Here is a 14,533-nt window from a genome sequence, read left to right on the forward strand (position 1 = left end):
CGCCGAATGAAGCCCGCCGCCATGAAACCCGGCCTCAAGCATCGCACCCTGTCGGCGGCCATCCTCGACCAGCTGCGCCAGGCCATCCTCGACGGCACCCACCCCGCCGGCACCCAGCTGCGCCAGGATGCCCTCGCCGATTCCTACGGGGTCAGCCGCATCCCCGTGCGCGAGGCGCTGTTCCAGCTGGAGGCGGAAGGGCTGGTGCGGATGGTGCCGCAGAAGGGGGCCATCGTCTCCGACCTGTCGGTGGACGAGATCAACGACGTGTTCGAGCTGCGGCGCATCATGGAGCCGCGCCTGCTCGCCCGCGCCGCGCCCCTGTTCGAGGCGGCGGACTTCGCCCGGCTCGACGCCATCCACGCCCGCTTCACCGCCGCCACCGGCGCCCACGACGTGAGCCAGTGGGGCATCCTCAACGCCGATTTCCACATGGCGCTTTATGAGCGCACCTGCCTGCCCCGCACCCGGCAGATCGTCGCCACCCTGCTGCAGACCTCCGATCGCTACACCCGCCTCCAGCTCTCCACCACCGAGGCCATGGGCCGGGCGGAGACCGAACATGCGGAGCTGATCGCTTTGTGCCGCGCCGGAAAGGTGGAGGCGGCCTGCCGCTTCCTCGATGCCCATATCGGCACCGTGCATGCCGATCTCATCCGGGTGATCGAGCATCGCGTCGGGCGCGCCGGCGGCGAAGCCTTGGCAACGGGGCCGAACCTGGGCTAGAGCACGCCCGGTCCGCGCGCACCGCGGGCGGACCGATCACGCGCGCTGCACCTTGCCCCCGGACACGGATCGCCCGAGGCGAGGCGGGCGCGCCGCGGAGACCCGATGGCCGAACGCATTCTCGTCGCCCGCATCGGCGCCCCCCATGGTGTGAGGGGCGAGGTGCGCCTGTTCGTCTTCACCGCCGACCCCGAGGCGGTGCTGGACTATGCCCCCCTCACCGACGCCGCGGGCCGCCGCACCTTCCGCATCACCAGCCTCAGGGCGGCCAAGGATCATTTCGTCGCCCGCATCGAGGGCGTCGCCGACCGCACCGGCGCCGAGGCCCTCACCAATGTGGACCTGTTCGTCCCCCGCGCGGCGCTGCCGGCGCCGGAGGACGAGGACACCTTCTACCATGCCGACCTTCTCGGCCTTGCGGTGGAGGACGAGGCGGGCCTCGTCATCGGCACGGTGACCGCCCTGCACGATTTCGGCGCCGGCGACGTGCTGGAATATGCCGCCGCCCTGCCCGGCCTGAAGGGCAAGACGCTGATGGTGCCCTTCACCCGCGACGCCGTGCCCGTGGTGGACGTGAAGGCCGGCCGCGTGGTGGTGGCCGAGGCCTTCGTGGAGCGCAAGGCGGCCGAGCCGGAAGCCGGCGAGGACACCGGCGGCTGACGGCCTGAACGGCCGCGGCCCGGCCGGCGGCATTTGACTTTGCCCCCTGCCCTCCCCCATCACCCTGCCATGACGTTCCGCGCCACCGTCCTCACCCTCTACCCGGAGATGTTTCCCGGCCCCCTCGGCCATGCCCTCTCCGGCAAGGCGCTGGACAAGGGGCTCTGGGCGCTGGACGCCCTGCAGATCCGTGATTTTGCCCTGGACCGGCATCGCTCGGTGGACGACACCCCGGCCGGCGGCGGGCCCGGCATGGTGATGCGCGCCGACGTGCTGGCCCGCGCCATCGACGCCGCCTCCCCCGCCGGCGATCCGCGCCCGCGCCTGCTGATGACGCCGCGCGGCCGCCCGCTGACCCAGGCGCGGGTGCGCGCCCTGGCCGCCGGCCCCGGCGCCGTCATCCTGTGCGGGCGCTTCGAAGGGGTGGACGAGCGCATCGTCGCGGCGCGCGGCCTGGAGGAGGTCTGCGTCGGCGATGTGGTGCTCTCGGGCGGCGAGGCGGCGGCGCTGCTGCTGCTGGATGCCTGCGTGCGCCTCATTCCCGGCGTCATGGGCAAGGCGGAGAGCGGCACCGAGGAGAGCTTTTCCCACGGCCTGCTGGAATATCCGCAATATACCCGCCCCCAGTTGTTCGAGGGCGCCCCCATCCCCGACGTACTCACCAGCGGCGACCATGCCCGTATCGCCCGCTGGCGCCATGCCGAGGCCGAGGCCGCCACCCGCGCCCGCCGGCCGGACCTGATGGCCGCAAGTCCCGCGCCGGCCTGTGACGGGAGCATGAAGGAAAGGGAATGACACGCTCCATATTCTCATGTATGGAGCGCGCGTCCCCTCAACTTACAACGACAGATGTGGCGCCGGGGCGTTGCGCGATGGGACATCGTGCGATCCGGTGACCGCTAAAGGTTGGCGACAATGAACATCATCCAGACGCTCGAAGCCGAGCAGGCGGCCAGGCTCGCCGAAAAGCGTGCCATCCCTGACTTCCAGGCTGGCGATACCGTGATCGTGAACGTGAAGGTGGTCGAAGGCGACCGCACCCGCGTACAGGCTTATGAGGGCGTCGTGATCGCCCGGTCCGGCGGCGGGCTCAACGAGAGCTTCACCGTCCGCAAGATTTCCTATGGCGAAGGCGTGGAGCGCGTGTTCCCGGTCTATTCGCCGCTCATCGATTCCATCAAGGTGGTCCGCCGCGGCAAGGTGCGTCGCGCCAAGCTGTATTACCTGCGCGACCGCCGCGGCAAGTCAGCCCGCATCGCCGAGCGCCAGGACCGCACCGCCGACGGCAAGATCAAGAAGGGCAAGGGCACGCCCGCTCCCGCCGCGGCCGAGTGAGGCGCGCGCCGAGCTGCGCGGCCTGACCGCGCAGCCGGCTCCGGCCCGGAAAGACAGACGCCGTCGGCCCTGCCGGCGGCGTTTTTTCTTGGTTGGCGCTTTTGGCTGGCGCTTTTGGCTGGCCGTCGCGGGTCGCCGGATGCGGCAGACCCGGCCCCACCCAATTTATTACGTGCTCGGACCCGCCCTCAGGGTGGCGATGAGCCCCGCGGGGTCCGCGTCATAGGCGGCGCGCACCCGTCGCAGCGCGCCCGCGCCGCCGCCGCGATGGCCGGCGCCGCCCACATGCAGCCAGCCGTCGGTGAGCAGGAACGGCTCCGCCTCGCCGGTCTGCGGATCGGTGAGGCGCACCCGGCGGCTGGTCGCCTGCCGCAGCGCCGAGAGGTCGAGATTGCGGTAGAGCACGCGCCAGTTCTGCCCGCCGGTGTCCAGCGTGAGCGGCGTGTCGGTGCCGAAATCCAGGGGCAGGCCCGACACTGCAGAAAAATCGAACACGCTGTAGCCCGGCCACAGGTACCACGCCCGCCCCGCCTCGCCGCGCCCCTCCCCCCGCCGCACCATTCCGTAGCAGGGCTGGCCCCGCACCCGGGCGGCGAGATCGCACGGCTCCAGCGGAACGAGATCGTGGTCCAGCAGGGCGAAGAGGCGCGGCGCCGCGGGCCGGATCAGATTGGCATGGACCCAGTTGAGGGCCACCGCGTGGGAGCGCGAGCCGTTGCGCGCCCCCCGGTAGGGCGAGGGCGGCAGCGACACATAAGCGTGCCCGCGTGCGGCGCACAGGGCGGCGATCAGCGGCCGGGCCGCGGCGTCGGAGGAATTGTCGCACACCACCAGCGCCGCATCGGGCACGAAGCGGGCCATGGCATCGGACAGGAGGGCGATGGCCTCGGCGCTGTTGAAGGCGACGGTGAAGGCGAGCACCGGCGCCGGCTCGTCCTTGAGCCGGGCCACCAGCTTCGCCTGCCCCTCGGCGCGGCGGCGGGCATAAAGGCGGTCCACGGCGCAATTGCGCGCCCGCCGCAGGCGGTGCGCCAAAGGCGCCGCCGTCAGCCAATCCTTCAGGGAATAATCGGAAAGGGCGCGCATGGGTCCCCGCGGTCAGAACGGCGGCGGCGCGAGGCGGCGCAGGGCGGCGGCGGGGTCCGCCGGTGCCGGAGCGCGCGCCGTCACGGCGAAAAGGCGCACCTCCCCCGTCCCGTCGGCGCGCGGGAAGCGGCCAAGGAGGCGGAAGCGGTCGGGATAGGCGGCAATCGTCTGCGCCGCCACCCGGTTCGGCGCCAGCGCGGCGGCGGCCAGCGTCGCCTCCAGCAGCACGGCGGAGGCGCCCATGGCGTCGAGGGCGGCGAGCAGCGCGGCAGGGTCCTCCGCCGGCAGCCGCCCGGCGGGCACCACGAAGGCGCGGCGGGCGCCGTCCCGCTGGGCCACGGCCGCCACAAGAGCCGCCGCCCCCGCCGGATCGGCGGCCACGAACAGCACCGCCGGCGCGCCGGCATCGCGCGCCAGGAACGCCTCGGCGGCGCCGTCCATGCCGATCACCCCCTTGCGCACCGGCTCGATCAGCCCCGGCATGGCCGACAGCAGCAGCACCAGCGCCACCACGAGGCCGGCGACAATGCTCCACCCCGAGGTCAGGAGGCCGAACAGCCCCATGCCCCCATAGGCGGCCAGCATCACCACCGGCGCCAGCAGCGGCACCAGGGCCAGGGGGCCGGATGCGGCACCGGCGGCCAGTTCAAAGGCATAGACGAGGATGAGGGCGGCAAGGGCCGCCATGGCTTCGCCGCTCGCCTCCCGCCGCCAGCCGGCCTTCACCGCGAACAGGAAGCCGCAGGCGCCCAGCACCAGCGGCACGGTGCCCACGGCGGCATCGAGGCCGCGCCAGAGGCCGCGCGGGTCCGCCGCGTCGAACGCCGGCAGGGCGAAGCCCCAGCGCAGGCCGGCGAGCCCCGCCAGGGCCGCCAGGGGCAGCCAGAAGGACCACCGCCGCAGCACGGCGAAGCGGCCCGCCAGCAGCACCAGCACCGGCGGCAGCAGGACGACGCACAGGCCGGCCGGCCCGGTGAGGATGGCGGCAGCCCCCGCCGCCAGGAAGGCGAGGGCATCGCCGGCCGCCCCCCGCCGCGCATGGCGGGCAGAGGCCAGCGCCGCCAGCAGCAGGAACAGGGCCAGGGGCAGGTCCGGGCCGATGACGATGGTGGCCTGCCGCAACATGGGCAAGGCGCTGAGCACGAAGGCGGCGGCCACCCCCGCCAGCACGCCGGCGCCCCGCATCGCGGCCCAGCCTGCACTTACCGCCAGCAGCGCCGCCAGCACGGCCGGCAGCAGCAGGGCGGCGGGCGTGCCCGGCCCCAGCAGGAGCGCCCATGCGCCCTGGAGCCCATGGAGCAGCGACAGGCGCGCCACCGGCTCCACCGCCGGCAGGTGCAGCGCCGTGTCCGCGGCGAAGGCCGCCAGCGGCGGAAAGCCCGCCCTGGCCCAGGCGGCGGCCATGAGGCCGGTGACGAAATGGCGCGCCTCCTGCCCATCGGCGGCGGACAGCTCCGCCACGAAGGCACCGGAGCCGCGCTGCTGGGCCACGAAAACCGTCGTGGCCAGCATGGTGACCACCAGGAAGGCGAGGACGCGCAATGCCATGGCGCTCAAGCTGCGGCGGCCGGTCTCGTCGGTCACGTCTGTCCTCCGCCCGCCGAAAGGCGGGCCTGCGCGGCGTTCGGCCTCTTTCTAGGGGCAGATGCCGACGGTTGGAAGCGGCTCCTGCGCCCGCGTCCGGGGCGGCGATGCCCCCCTTCGCACCGATGAAGGCTTGACCGCGACCGGCGCCGCGGGTGAGGTGGAGGACAAACCGGCACGCCTTCAGGGCACGCCAACCGGCATCCCATCGAATCGGCCCCGCCATGTGTGCAGGGGCGCGACAGCCCACGGGGCAGCATGGCGGAAGACCTTTCGCTTCGGATCGTGATCGTGGATGAAAGCCCGGTCCGCGCGGCCATCCTGGAGGAAGGCCTGCACGAGGCCGGCTTCGCCAACGTGCTGCGCATCGAGGGGCGCAACAATCTCCTGGAGCGCATCTACGCCATCGACCCGGACGTGATCCTCATCGACCTGGAGGACCCCTCCCGCGACACCATCGAGCAGATGTTCCAGGTGAGCCGGGAGGTGAAGCGCCCGGTGGCCATGTTCGTGGACCAGACCGATTCCAAGACCATCGAGGACGCCATCGAGGCGGGCGTCGCCTCCTATATCGTGGACGGGCTGCGCAAGGACCGGGTGAAGCCCATCCTCGACACCACCATCTCCCGCTTCCGCGCCTTCGCCCGCCTGAAGGCGGAACTGGAGGAGGCCAAGACCCAGCTGGAGGAGCGCAAGGTCATCGACCGCGCCAAGATGATCCTGATGAAGATGAAGGGCATCGACGAGGAGGCCGCCTACGGCCTCTTGCGCCGCACCGCCATGAACGAGAAGAAGCGCATCGTGGACATCGCCCAATCCATCCTCACCGCCGCGGAGCTTCTGCGATGAGACGCCTCGCCATCGGCTTCATCCCCCTCACCGATGCCGCGGTGCTGATCGCCGCCGCCGAGCGCGGCTTCGCCATGGCGGAAGGCATCGAGATCGACCTGCACAAGGAAGTGTCCTGGGCCAACATCCGCGACAAGGTGAATGTCGGCCTGCTGGACGGCGCCCACATGCTGGGCCCGCTGGCCATCGCCTCGTCCCTGGGGCTGGGGCATGTGCGGGTGCCTCTGGTGGTGCCGTTCGCGCTCAATCTCAACGGCAGCGCCGTCACCATCGACAAGCACGTCTATGCGGCCATGGGCGAGGTGGGCGAAGACCTCTCCAGCGCGCTCGGCGCGGCGCGGGCTCTGGGCAAGGTGGTGCGCCAGCGCAAGGCGGAGGGGCGCGACCCGCTCACCTTCGCGGCGGTCTATTCCTTCTCCACCCACACCTATCTCATCCGCCACTTCCTCAAGGGCGGCGGCGTGGACCCCGACCGGGACGTGCGGCTCGTGGTGGTGCCGCCGCCCTTCATGGCGGAGAGCCTGCGCGGCGGGCTCATCCACGGCTTTTCCGTGGGCTCGCCGTGGAATTCGGTGGCGGTGGATGCGGACGTGGGGCGCATCGCCGTGCTCGGCGCCGAGATCTTCGGCTGGGTGCCGGAGAAGGTGCTGGGCGTGCATGCCCGCTTCGCCAATGCCGAGCCGGAGCTTCTGCACCGCCTGGTGCGCGCGCTCCACGCCGCGGCCCGCTGGTGCGAGGACGAAGCCAATCACGAGGACCTCGCCCGCCTGCTCGGCGAGCCGCGCCACCTCAACCTGCCGGCGGACGTGCTGCGGCGCACCCTGGACGGGCGGCTGCATTCGGCGCCCGGCGGCGCGCCGCGCTCGCACCCCGATTACCTCATCTTGAACCGCGACGGGGCCAACCGGCCGGAGCGGGACCACGCCTTGTGGATGTACGCCCAGATCGTCGCCGCCGGGCAGGGCGAATTCGCCCTCGATGCCGCGCGCGAGGCCATGTCGGTCTACCGCCCGGACATCTTCGACGCCGCGGTGGGGCCGGTTCCGGTGAAGCACCCCGTGCCCGATTGCGTGGCGACCCAGTTCGGCGAGGTGTTCGACGCGGCCGCCTTCCTCAAGGGCGAGGCCCCCGCCAGAGGCTGACCGGCGCAGCGCACCACCAGCGGCGCCACCTTTCTCGCGGCGCACAATTTTGGTGCATCTGCATACCCGCCGTGCGCATCGACAAAGCAGCCGACGCGACTGCCCGAATTTTCACCACCTTTCATTTAAAGCAATTTCAAACCCTTAGGCGACACGCTCCGGTTGGCCCGCACCTTGCATGACAAGGGATCAAGCGCAGTCAACGACGACCGTGCCTTCCAAAAATTCGTCCCAATGACGGGACCCGCAGCAAAGCCGCTGACACCGATGGCCGACCGGCCGTTGCGCTGTCCTGCGGCTTTTTTCGTTTCGGGTTCCGCCCCTGTCTTCGCCGATCCAGAGGGAATGAGAATGAGCGACGCCACGACCCCCAAGGACGCCATGCCCCCCAGGGCCGAACAGTCTTCTTCCGCCGCGCCGCAGGCGGCATCCCCCGCCGTGTCCCGCCGTTCGCTGCTGAAGGGCTCCGCCGCAGCGCTGGGCACCGCCGCCTTGTTCGATGCCGTGCGCATGGCGTTCCCCGGCGGCGTGCCTTCCGCTCATGCGGCCGCACCGGAAACCACCAAGGCCGTGCTTGGCTATATCGCCCTCATGGATGCCTCGCCGCTCGTGATCGCCAAGGAGAAGGGCTACTTCGCCAAGCATGGCGTGCCCGACGTGGAAGTGACCAAGCAGGCCTCCTGGGGCGCCACCCGCGACAATCTTGTGCTCGGCGGCGACAAGAACGGCATCGACGGGGCGCATATCCTGACCCCGATGCCCTATCTCATCTCGACCGGCAAGGTGACGCAGAACAACGTTCCGACCCCCATGTACATTTTGGCGCGCCTCAATCTCGACGCGCAGGCCATCTCGGTCTCGAACGAATACAAGGACCTCAAGGTCACCACCGACGCCAAATCGCTCAAGGCGGCTTTCGCCAAGAAGAAGGCCGAGGGCAAGGAAGTAAAGGTGGCCATGACCTTCCCGGGCGGCACCCACGACCTGTGGATCCGCTACTGGCTGGCCGCCGCCGGCATCGACCCGGACAAGGACGTCTCGACCATCGTCGTGCCGCCGCCGCAGATGGTGGCGAACATGAAGGTGGGCAACATGGACGCCTTCTGCGTCGGCGAGCCCTGGAACGAACAGCTCGTGAACCAGGGCATCGGCTTCACCGCCTGCACCACCGGCGAAATCTGGCGGAACCACCCGGAAAAGGCGCTCGGCATGCGCGCCGACTTCGTGGAGAAGAATCCCAATGCCACGCGGGCCATCCTCAAGGCGGTGATGGAAGCCCAGCAATGGTGCGACAAGATGGAGAACAAGCAGGAGCTGGCCGAGATCGTCGGCAAGCGCCAGTGGTTCAATGTCCCGGTCGCCGACATCGTCGGCCGCCTGAAGGGCGACATCAATTACGGTAACGGCCGGGTAGAGAAGGGGACCGACCAGTACATGAAGTTCTGGAAGGGCCATGCATCCTACCCGTTCAAGAGCCATGACGCATGGTTCGTCACTGAGGACATCCGCTGGGGCAAGTTCGATCCCTCGACGGATATCAATGCCCTCGTGAACAAGGTCAACCGCGAAGACATCTGGCGCGAGGCGGCAAAGGAGCTTGGCGTCGCGGCATCGGATATTCCCGCCACATCCTCGCGCGGTAAGGAAACCTTCTTCGACGGCAAGGTCTTCGATCCCACGGACCCTCAGGCCTACCTGAAAAGCCTGGGCATCAAGCGCACCGACGCCTGACCCGGCAGATGCCCCCTCTCCCGGGAGAGGGGGCACGCCTCCCCTGCCCGCAAGACGCCCTCTGAAATCCGAACCGGAGCATCCGCACCATGTCCGTCACAGCCCTGAAAGAGCCGCCCAGCGGGACCCGGCGCTCCGGAACCGCAGAAGTGCTCAAGATGAAGCCCGCGGCCGCGCCGCACCCCTCCCGCTGGCCCGGCTATGCCCGGTCCCTGGCCGTCAACATCGTGCCCCCGATGCTGATGGTGCTGCTGCTCGGCCTCCTGTGGGAGCTCCTGTGCTCCGGCCCCGGCGCCACCCTGCCGCCGCCGAGCCGGATCTGGACGGATTCGAAGGATCTCATCCTCGATCCCTTCTTCGTCGCCGGCCCGCAGGACATCGGCCTCGGCCTGCGCGTGCTGACCTCGCTCCAGCGGGTGGCGGTGGGCTTCGGCCTTGCTGCGGTGGTGGGCATTGTGCTCGGCGCCATCGTCGGCCAGTCGGTGTGGGCGATGCGCGGGCTCGATCCCATCTTCCAGGTGCTGCGCACGGTGCCCCCGCTGGCGTGGCTGCCCATTGCCCTCGCGGCGTTCCGCGATTCCAACCCTTCGGCCATCTTCGTCATCTTCATCACCGCGATCTGGCCGATCATCATCAACACCGCGGTCGGCATCCGCAACATTCCGCAAGATTACCGGAACGTGGCGCAGGTGCTGCGGCTGAACCCCATCGAATTCTTCTGGAAGATCATGCTGCCGTCGGCGGCACCCTACATCTTCACCGGGCTTCGCATCGGCATCGGCCTGTCGTGGCTGGCCATCGTGGCGGCCGAGATGCTCACGGGCGGCGTCGGCATCGGCTTCTTCATCTGGGATGCATGGAACTCCTCCCGCTTGCCGGACATCATCGTGGCCCTCGCCTACATCGGCATCGTCGGCTTCGTGCTCGACCGCCTCGTGGCCGGCGTCGGCTCCATCGTCACCCGCGGCACCCAGGCGTCCTGATGCCTGATCCAGAACCGAACAGGAAGCCTGCCATGTCCGCCTATCTCGAGCTCAGCCAGATCGGAAAGACCTTCACCCGCGGCGCCGCCACCACGGAAGTGTTGCGCGACGTCTCCCTCGACATCGCCAAGGGCGAATACATCTCCATCATCGGCCATTCCGGCTGCGGCAAGTCCACCCTGCTCAACATCGTGGCCGGCCTCACCAACGCCACCACCGGCGGCGTGATCCTCGACGGGCGGGAGGTGAACGCCCCCGGCCCGGACCGCGCCGTGGTGTTCCAGAACCACTCGCTGCTGCCCTGGCTCACCGTCTACGACAATGTGCGCCTGGCGGTGGACAAGGTGTTCTCCGGCACCCGCTCGCGCGCCGAGCGGCACGACTGGACCATGCACAATCTCGACCTGGTGCAGATGGGCCACGCCAAGGACAAGCGCCCGGCGGAAATCTCCGGCGGCATGAAGCAGCGCGTGGGCATCGCCCGGGCGCTGGCCATGGAACCCAAGGTGCTGCTGCTGGACGAGCCGTTCGGCGCCCTGGACGCCCTCACCCGCGCCCACCTGCAGGACAGCGTGATGCAGATCCACGCCACGCTGGGCAACACCATCCTCATGATCACCCACGACGTGGACGAGGCGGTGCTGCTCTCCGACCGCATCGTGATGATGACCAACGGGCCGTCCGCGCGCATCGGCGAGGTGCTGGAGGTCAAGCTCGCCCGTCCCAGGAAGCGCCTCGATCTGGTGACCAACGCCACCTACCTCAAGGCCCGCGAGGCGGTGCTGAAGTTCCTCCACGAGCGCCACCGCTTCGTCGAGGCGGCCTGAAGGCCCTGCCGGCCGGGCCGGCTTTGCCCGCCCGGCTCCTTTTCCTTTGCCAGCCATGGAGACCGAGATGACTCCGAGCCAGATTGATTTGATCCAGGATTCCTTCCGCAAGGTCGTCCCCATCGCCGACCAGGCGGCGGGGCTGTTCTACGGCCGCCTGTTCGAGATCGCGCCGCAGGTGAAGCCCCTGTTCAAGGGCGACATCACCACGCAGGGCAAGAAGCTGATGACCACGCTGGGCGTGGTGGTGGCCGGCCTGCGCGACCTGCCCGCCATCGTCCCCGCCGCCGAAACGCTGGCCCGCCGCCATGTGGACTACGGCGTCAAGGCCGAGCACTACGCCCCGGTGGGCGCGGCCCTGCTGTGGACGCTGGAACAGGGCCTCGGCGACGCCTTCACCCCCGAGGTGAAGGCCGCCTGGACCGATGCCTACGCCCTGCTCTCCTCCGTGATGATCAGCGCTGCGGAAGCGCCGGTCGCCGCCCAGTGAGGAGAATACGGTGAGCGAGCCCCTTCTCATCATCGGCAACGGCATGGCCGCAGCCAAGCTGTGCGAGGAGCTGAGCACCCGCGCGCTCGGCCGCTTCGCCGTGGCGGTGATCGGGGCGGAGCCGCACCTTGCCTATAATCGGGTGCTGCTCTCCGAGGTGCTCGCCGGCCACATGCAGGCAGAGGCGGCGCAGATGAAGCCGGCCGCCTGGTGGCGCGACCGGGGCGTGACGCTGCAATACGGCACCCCCGTCGCCGCCATCGACCGGCCGGCACGGGAAGTGGTGCTGGCCGACGGCCGGCGCCTGCCCTACGCCCGCCTCGTGCTCGCCACCGGCTCCCACCCCATCCGCCTGCCCCTGCCGGGCATGGGGCTCGACGGCGTGCACACCTTCCGCGACCTGAAGGATGTGGAAGCCCTGCTTGAGGCCGCCGCCGTGCCGGGCGCCCGCGCCGTGGTCATCGGCGGCGGGCTCCTCGGCCTGGAGGCGGCGGCGGGGCTCGCCGGCGCCGGGGTGAAGACCAGCCTCGTCCATCTCATGGACCGGCTCATGGAGCGCCAGCTCGACGCCACCGCCGCGGGGCTGCTGCGCCAGGCGGTGGAAGCGCGCGGCGTCGAGGTGCTGCTGGAGGCCGCCAGCGCCGCCATCGAGGGCGAGCAGCACGTCACCGGGCTCCGGCTCAAGGACGGCCGCCTCGTCCCCGCCGACGTGGTGGTGGTGGCCTGCGGCGTCACCCCCAATGCGGACCTCGCCCGCGCCGCGGGGCTGGAGGTGAAGCGCGGCACCGTGGTGGACGACACCCTGGCCACCAGCGACCCGGACATCTTCGCCATCGGCGAATGCGCCGAGCACCAGGGCATGGTCTACGGCCTCGTGGCCCCCGCCTATGAGCAGGCCCGGGTGCTCGCCCGCCGTCTCGCCGGGGAGGATGCGCGCTACGCCGGCTCGGTCATCGCCACCAATCTCAAGGTGTCGGGCGTCCACGTCTTCTCCGCCGGCGACGTGACCGGCGGGCCGGGAACCGAGGACATCCTGCTCACCGACCGGGGCCTCGGCGTCTACCGCCGGCTCATCCTCAGGGACGACCGGCTCGTGGGCGCCGTGCTGTTCGGCGATACGGCCGACGGATTGTTCTATCTCGACCTCATCACCCGCCGTACCCCCATCACCGCCCCGCGCGCCGACCTTGCCTTCGGGCGGGACGGACTTGGCGCTGCGGCCTGAGAAAAAGAAGCGAGGAGAGCCAGATGGGCGGAGACTTCACCATCGACCAGAAGCGCTACCTGGAGGGCTTCGTCTCCGGCGCGCAGGCGGTGCAGGCGGTCCGTGGCGGCGCCCGGTCCACGGCCGCGCCAGGCGACGCCGCCGCGACCACCGGCCCCGACGCGGCAAGCCACCAGGCCATGGCCCGCTTCGAGGCGGAAGGCCGGAAGCTCACCCCCGAGGAGAAGGCCAAGCGCGAGGAGCTGGGGCTCGACAGCTACGACCGCATGCGGGCCGCCGCGCGCGAGGGCACCTTTCCCAAGGGGCCCGATCTCCTGCGCTGGAAATATCACGGCCTGTTCCATGTCGCCCCGGCACAGGACAGCTACATGTGCCGCATGCGGATTGCCGGCGGCATCCTCACCCACTGGCAGTTCCGCGGCGTTGCCGACATCGCCTCCACCCATGGCGGCGGCTATGCCGACATCACCACCCGCGCCAACCTGCAGATCCGCGAGATTCCCGCCACCGACGGCATCGCCGTGCTGGAGCGGCTGGTGGACCTCGGGCTCACGGCCAGGGGCGCGGGCGCCGACAACATCCGCAACGTCACCGGCACCCCCACCGCCGGCATCGACCGGCAGGAGCTGATCGACACCCGCCCGCTGACGCACGAGTGGCATCACTACATCCTCAACAACCGCGACATGTACGGCCTGCCCCGCAAGTTCAACGTGGCGTTCGACGGGGCCGGCCTCATCGGCGCGCTGGAGGATACCAACGACATCGGCTTCCAGGCGGTGGAGGTTGAGGACGGCTTCGGCATTCCCGGCGGCGTGTGGCTGCGCCTCGCCCTGGGCGGCATCACCGGCCACAAGGATTTCGCCCGCGACACCGGCGTCGTCGTGCGCCCCGCCGAGGCGACCGAGGTGGCCGCCGCCATCGTGCGCGTGTTCATCGACACCGGCGACCGCACCGACCGCCGGAAGGCGCGCCTGAAATACGTGCTCGACGCCATGGGCTTCGACGGCTTCCTGGCGCGGGTCGAGGACAAGCTGGGCCGCCCCCTCGCCCGCGTGCCGGCCGCGGCGGTGCTGCCCCGCGCGGAGCCGGACCGCCTCGCCCATCTGGGCGTCCACCCCCAGCGGCAGGCGGGGCTGAGCTATATTGGCGTGGGCCTGCCCGCAGGACGGATGACGGCGGCGCAGATGCACGGCCTTGCCGACATTTCCGCCCGCCTCGGCGATGGCGACATCCGCCTCACCGTCTGGCAGAACCTGCTGATCTCCGGCATTGCCGCAGCCCATGTGAAGGAGGCCTGCGCCGCCATCGCGGCCCTTGGCCTTTCCACCGAGGCGACGCCGCTGCAGGCGGGCATCGTCGCCTGCACCGGATCGAAGGGCTGCCGCTTCGCCGCCGCCGATACCAAGGGCACGGCCCGCGCCATCCTCGCCCATTGCGAGGCGCGCCTGGCGCTGGACGGGCCGGTGAACGTGCATGTCACCGGCTGCCACAATTCCTGCGCCCAGCACTATATCGGCGACATCGGCCTCATCGGCGCGCGGGTCCCGGTCAATGACGACGGCGACACGGTGGACGGCTATCACCTCTTCGTCGGCGGCGGCTTCGGCAGCCAGGCCGCCATCGCCCGCGAAATCTATCGCGACGTGAAGGCGCAGGACGCCCCCCTGGTGGTGGAGCGCCTGCTGAAATCCTGGCTCGCCCACCGCGCGGAGGGCGAGGCGTTCGCCCAGTTCACCCGCCGCCTCGATATCGAGGCCCTGAAGGCGCTGGCGGAACAGGAGGCGGCGGCGTGAGCGAACGCCCGTCCCCCCTGCCGCCGGCCGCCGCAGCCGCACGCCCGCAAGCCGGCGCCGACCGCGCCGCCGTCGCGAGGCCCCGCGCCGGACTCCGCG

14 protein-coding genes are annotated in these 14,533 nt (G+C 70.5%); 12 read left to right on the top strand and 2 right to left on the bottom strand.

All coding sequences use genetic code 11. The features are described from left to right. The first annotated feature begins 21 nt into the window (after window positions 1-21). From ACI7BZ_RS00450 to rplS, 4 genes are all read left to right on the top strand, one after another. Window positions 22-726, top strand: coding sequence for a GntR family transcriptional regulator (locus tag ACI7BZ_RS00450; protein WP_414115250.1), 705 nt, complete (start codon window positions 22-24; stop codon window positions 724-726). A 105-nt stretch (window positions 727-831) separates the two neighbouring features. Beyond that, window positions 832-1,386, top strand: coding sequence for a ribosome maturation factor RimM (gene rimM / locus ACI7BZ_RS00455; RefSeq protein ID WP_414115251.1), 555 nt, complete (start codon window positions 832-834; stop codon window positions 1,384-1,386). A 69-nt stretch (window positions 1,387-1,455) separates the two neighbouring features. Then, window positions 1,456-2,181, top strand: a complete 726-nt coding sequence (trmD, locus tag ACI7BZ_RS00460; protein WP_414115252.1) for a tRNA (guanosine(37)-N1)-methyltransferase TrmD — start codon at window positions 1,456-1,458, stop codon at window positions 2,179-2,181. A gap of 120 nt (window positions 2,182-2,301) precedes the next feature. Next, window positions 2,302-2,721 carry a 50S ribosomal protein L19 gene (gene rplS / locus ACI7BZ_RS00465; RefSeq protein WP_414115253.1) on the top strand — a complete coding sequence of 140 codons (420 nt, stop codon included), beginning with the start codon at window positions 2,302-2,304 and terminating at the stop codon, window positions 2,719-2,721. A 168-nt stretch (window positions 2,722-2,889) separates the two neighbouring features. Here rplS and ACI7BZ_RS00470 read toward each other — a convergent pair whose 3' ends face one another. After that, window positions 2,890-3,807, bottom strand: a complete 918-nt coding sequence (locus ACI7BZ_RS00470) for a hypothetical protein (protein WP_414115254.1) — start codon at window positions 3,805-3,807, stop codon at window positions 2,890-2,892. Between the two features lie 12 nt (window positions 3,808-3,819). Next, the gene (locus ACI7BZ_RS00475) at window positions 3,820-5,391 is read right to left on the bottom strand and encodes a hypothetical protein (RefSeq protein ID WP_414115255.1); all 1,572 of its coding nucleotides are present in this window, start codon (window positions 5,389-5,391) and stop codon (window positions 3,820-3,822) included. A 258-nt stretch (window positions 5,392-5,649) separates the two neighbouring features. On the opposite strand from ACI7BZ_RS00475, the gene ACI7BZ_RS00480 reads away from it, so the two are divergent. The 8 genes from ACI7BZ_RS00480 to ACI7BZ_RS00515 all read left to right on the top strand — a co-directional run bounded on the left by ACI7BZ_RS00480 (window position 5,650) and on the right by ACI7BZ_RS00515 (window position 14,434). Continuing rightward, the gene (locus tag ACI7BZ_RS00480) at window positions 5,650-6,240 is read left to right on the top strand and encodes an ANTAR domain-containing response regulator (RefSeq protein ID WP_414115256.1); all 591 of its coding nucleotides are present in this window, start codon (window positions 5,650-5,652) and stop codon (window positions 6,238-6,240) included. Continuing rightward, complete coding sequence (locus tag ACI7BZ_RS00485) at window positions 6,237-7,382, top strand: CmpA/NrtA family ABC transporter substrate-binding protein (RefSeq protein ID WP_414115257.1); 1,146 nt, start codon at window positions 6,237-6,239, stop codon at window positions 7,380-7,382. The genes ACI7BZ_RS00480 and ACI7BZ_RS00485 overlap by 4 nt, the downstream gene beginning before the upstream one ends. 381 nt (window positions 7,383-7,763) lie before the next feature. After that, a complete protein-coding gene (locus ACI7BZ_RS00490) occupies window positions 7,764-9,113 on the top strand; it encodes a CmpA/NrtA family ABC transporter substrate-binding protein (RefSeq protein ID WP_414119054.1) in 1,350 nt (449 codons plus the stop codon). An 89-nt stretch (window positions 9,114-9,202) separates the two neighbouring features. Next, window positions 9,203-10,096 carry a nitrate ABC transporter permease gene (ntrB, locus tag ACI7BZ_RS00495; RefSeq protein ID WP_414115258.1) on the top strand — a complete coding sequence of 298 codons (894 nt, stop codon included), beginning with the start codon at window positions 9,203-9,205 and terminating at the stop codon, window positions 10,094-10,096. Between the two features lie 32 nt (window positions 10,097-10,128). Further along, window positions 10,129-10,923 (top strand): ABC transporter ATP-binding protein, encoded by a 795-nt coding sequence (locus tag ACI7BZ_RS00500; protein ID WP_414115259.1) that lies wholly within the window; start codon window positions 10,129-10,131, stop codon window positions 10,921-10,923. A gap of 67 nt (window positions 10,924-10,990) precedes the next feature. Beyond that, the gene (locus ACI7BZ_RS00505) at window positions 10,991-11,413 is read left to right on the top strand and encodes a globin family protein (RefSeq protein WP_414115260.1); all 423 of its coding nucleotides are present in this window, start codon (window positions 10,991-10,993) and stop codon (window positions 11,411-11,413) included. A gap of 10 nt (window positions 11,414-11,423) precedes the next feature. Beyond that, window positions 11,424-12,638 carry an NAD(P)/FAD-dependent oxidoreductase gene (locus tag ACI7BZ_RS00510; RefSeq protein WP_414115261.1) on the top strand — a complete coding sequence of 405 codons (1,215 nt, stop codon included), beginning with the start codon at window positions 11,424-11,426 and terminating at the stop codon, window positions 12,636-12,638. 23 nt (window positions 12,639-12,661) lie between these two features. Next, window positions 12,662-14,434 (top strand): NirA family protein, encoded by a 1,773-nt coding sequence (locus ACI7BZ_RS00515; RefSeq protein WP_414115262.1) that lies wholly within the window; start codon window positions 12,662-12,664, stop codon window positions 14,432-14,434. Window positions 14,435-14,533: the final 99 nt, after the last annotated feature.

Source organism: Xanthobacter sp. AM11 (assembly GCF_047444035.1).
Lineage (GTDB): Bacteria > Pseudomonadota > Alphaproteobacteria > Rhizobiales > Xanthobacteraceae > Xanthobacter.

Bases quoted from the DNA above. Each gene is read 5' to 3' on its own strand.
- rimM (WP_414115251.1), top strand. From the start codon at position 832: ATGGCCGAACGCATTCTCGTCGCCCGCATCGGCGCCCCCCATGGTGTG.
- ACI7BZ_RS00490 (WP_414119054.1), top strand. From the start codon at position 7,764: ATGCCCCCCAGGGCCGAACAGTCTTCTTCCGCCGCGCCGCAGGCGGCA.
- ACI7BZ_RS00470 (WP_414115254.1), bottom strand. From the start codon at position 3,807: ATGCGCGCCCTTTCCGATTATTCCCTGAAGGATTGGCTGACGGCGGCG.
- ACI7BZ_RS00505 (WP_414115260.1), top strand. From the start codon at position 10,991: ATGACTCCGAGCCAGATTGATTTGATCCAGGATTCCTTCCGCAAGGTC.
- ACI7BZ_RS00450 (WP_414115250.1), top strand. From the start codon at position 22: ATGAAACCCGGCCTCAAGCATCGCACCCTGTCGGCGGCCATCCTCGAC.
- ACI7BZ_RS00515 (WP_414115262.1), top strand. From the start codon at position 12,662: ATGGGCGGAGACTTCACCATCGACCAGAAGCGCTACCTGGAGGGCTTC.
- trmD (WP_414115252.1), top strand. From the start codon at position 1,456: ATGACGTTCCGCGCCACCGTCCTCACCCTCTACCCGGAGATGTTTCCC.
- ntrB (WP_414115258.1), top strand. From the start codon at position 9,203: ATGTCCGTCACAGCCCTGAAAGAGCCGCCCAGCGGGACCCGGCGCTCC.
- ACI7BZ_RS00500 (WP_414115259.1), top strand. From the start codon at position 10,129: ATGTCCGCCTATCTCGAGCTCAGCCAGATCGGAAAGACCTTCACCCGC.
- ACI7BZ_RS00480 (WP_414115256.1), top strand. From the start codon at position 5,650: ATGGCGGAAGACCTTTCGCTTCGGATCGTGATCGTGGATGAAAGCCCG.
- ACI7BZ_RS00485 (WP_414115257.1), top strand. From the start codon at position 6,237: ATGAGACGCCTCGCCATCGGCTTCATCCCCCTCACCGATGCCGCGGTG.
- rplS (WP_414115253.1), top strand. From the start codon at position 2,302: ATGAACATCATCCAGACGCTCGAAGCCGAGCAGGCGGCCAGGCTCGCC.